The organism is Bifidobacterium sp. POST2/T3 (B1) (assembly GCF_058197115.1).
In genome coordinates this window covers 1-2,658 of sequence record NZ_JBVPQK010000357.1, presented here as the reverse complement: position 1 = coordinate 2,658, position 2,658 = coordinate 1, and the positions used below count along the sequence as shown (strand labels likewise).

Genomic DNA, 2,658 nt, shown 5'->3' with positions numbered 1-2,658 from the left:
GACGCCAGCTACAAGGCGGCGTGGTGGGCCGCCAACTACGCTAAGCATGCAGGGTTGACCCTGCAAATCGTCTGCGCCTATTCACTTCCCTCGTATGCGGCCGTTTCCTTCGATGCGACCTATACCACCATGGGAGACGACGTAGCGGCTCACAACGACGCCCAGGAGATTCTCTCCAAGGCCAAGGCAATCGCCGATGAGCAGGGTGTAGGTGCAGCCACGCTGATTGTGACGGGGGATCCTTCGTCGGTCTTCGTGGAGCTGAGTCGCAATTACCGGCTGATAGTAATCGGCAACCGTGGCAAGGGCGGCCTGGCTGAGCGTCTGCTGGGGACCACCAGCTCCAGCCTGCCTGCATATGCCTACTGTCCTATCGTGGTCGTTCCCTACACCGACGACGACGGCAATCTGATGCATTTGAGCAACGACATCAAGCGGGTTGCCGTGGGCTCCGACGAGTCCAAGTGGGGTCTTAAGGCACTGCAGATCGCCGCGGCCTTCGCCGACAGCTGGAATGCTGAACTTGATGTTATGTCAGCAGTGCCGAACATCTCCGGACTGACTGGCACAGGTTCGGCTGAGGAGCGCAGCGTCATGGACTCTTATCTGGATGACCTCAATACCAGAATCGCTCCGCTTATGAAGACTTACCCGGATCTGCGCATCAACAAGACCGTAGTGCCAGGGTCTGCCGTAGAAGCCTTGACTCAGGCCAGCAAGACCCATGACGTGGTAGTAGTCGGCTCGCGTGGCCGTGGTGGCTTCACCGGGCTCCTGCTGGGATCTACCAGCCAGGGTCTCCTGCAGCATGCGGTCAGCCCCGTTTACGTGGTGCCGCGCAAGTACGTGGAGGCCGAGGAGTCCGGTCTCAAAGCCGCAGCCGACGCGGCTGAAAGCAAGGATGTGGCCGATATCACCGGAGTGGAGCAGATCTCTGTGGATTTGGCCAAGCCCGAGCAGCTGGCTGATCTGGAGTCGACCATCGATCCCGAGCATAAGGAGTAAGGCGGTCGATTCAACGGCAACATCGACGAAGAGCGGGGATTTCCGAAGTTCAATGAACCTGGGGATCCCCGCTCCTTTATCGCCGTCAGATCAGTGGCGAACTTTGACGGAGACCCTGACCGGGGTCTCCCGCTGATAGGTATGCGCTACGGTGCAGGACTTGGCAATATGGCGGCGGATCCGTTCCTCCAGCTTGTCCGCATCCTCCTGGGCCAGCCTGGCCGAGGTGGCATCGACATCCACCTGTTCGTCGAAGCTCAGGTAGGCGTCGTCGTCGGAGTCATAAGTGCCGTCCACTACGATTTTCGCCCCCTTGCCCTTGCCCAGGGCGCTCTCCACGGCGAATTGGCTGGAGAGGGCTCCGCAGGCGGCCAGAGCGATCTTCATCAGATCGCCCGGGTTGAACTGATTCTCGCCCTTGCCGAAGCTGATGTGGGCCCCATTGTCGCCATAGGCGTTCCAGGTGCCATCCTTGTCGCGTTCGACCCAAAGTCTCTTGCCCATCTGTTCCTCCTTGTCCACACCCAGCCGGGTGCGTCATCCGGATCCGACCCTGTGGCCGGACCTGTTCCTCCAATCTAACCCGGACTGTGCGATTCGTCACCGGGGCGCGCTCAGCTGACCGAGGACTTGATAGTATGGCCGCATGGCCTTGACTCCCGAAGAACTGCAGCGTATTCGTACACGTATCCCTGATCGTCCCGACTCGGACATTCCCACCCCCTACGAGGACTTGGTGCGCACCATCCTGCGCGGGGGCACTTTGAAGTCCGACAGGACGGGCACCGGAACCATATCTCTGTTCGGGCAGCAGATGCGCTTCGACCTGTCGCATTCCTTCCCCCTGATCACCACCAAGAAGGTCTTCTTCCGTGGCATTGCTTACGAGCTGCTTTGGTTCCTGAAGGGGTCGCAGAATGTGCGCTGGCTACAGGAGAATCGCGTGCATATTTGGGACGAATGGGCCGACCCGGAAACCGGGGATCTGGGCCCGGTCTATGGGGTCCAGTGGCGCAGCTGGCCCGCACCGACGCCAGAGGACCCCCATCACACCATCGACCAGATCGCCAAGGTGCTGGATCTGATACGAACCCATCCGGACTCCCGTCGAATGATCGTCACTGCTTGGAATCCAGCCCAGGTTGACAGCATGGCTCTGCCACCCTGCCATGCGCTCTTCCAGTTCTATGTGGCCGATGGGAGGCTGAGCTGCCAGCTCTACCAGCGCTCTTGTGACATGTTCCTGGGGGTGCCTTTCAACATCGCCTCCTATGCCCTGCTGACCCTGATGATGGCCCAGCAGGCTGATCTTGAGCCGGGGGAGTTCGTCTGGACCGGCGGCGACTGCCATATCTACGACAATCATGTGGAGCAGGTTCTGGAGCAGCTGTCGCGCAAACCCTATCCCTATCCGACCATGCGCATACGCAAGGCCGATTCCATCTTCTCCTATCAGTACGAAGACTTCGAGGTGGTGGACTATCAATGCCACCCCGCCATCAAGGCCCCAGTGGCTGTCTGATGGTGCGCTGAGCCGAATACGGGCACCGTCGAATCCGAAGATTAGAATGTTCTGGTATATCTACTCACTATGAGGAGTGAACGCAACAGATGGAGCATGACAATAGTCGAAGCGGCTATCACGAACCCGAG

The 2,658-nt window shown here is 59.5% G+C and carries 3 protein-coding genes; 2 read left to right on the top strand and 1 reads right to left on the bottom strand.

Translation table 11 applies throughout. From position 1 onward, the window contains the following. The coding region (locus tag AC0AP0_RS11565) for a universal stress protein (protein WP_490430574.1) at nt 1–1,005 on the top strand (1,005 nt) is incomplete at its 5' end. Between the two features lie 90 nt (nt 1,006–1,095). On the opposite strand, the gene AC0AP0_RS11560 is transcribed toward AC0AP0_RS11565, so the two are convergent. Beyond that, complete coding sequence (locus AC0AP0_RS11560; RefSeq protein ID WP_490430573.1) at nt 1,096–1,509, bottom strand: OsmC family protein; 414 nt, start codon at nt 1,507–1,509, stop codon at nt 1,096–1,098. Nucleotides 1,510–1,651: 142 nt separating this feature from the next. On the opposite strand from AC0AP0_RS11560, the gene AC0AP0_RS11555 reads away from it, so the two are divergent. Continuing rightward, nucleotides 1,652–2,527, top strand: coding sequence for a thymidylate synthase (locus AC0AP0_RS11555; RefSeq protein WP_254478344.1), 876 nt, complete (start codon nt 1,652–1,654; stop codon nt 2,525–2,527). The last annotated feature ends 131 nt before the right edge of the window (nt 2,528–2,658 follow it).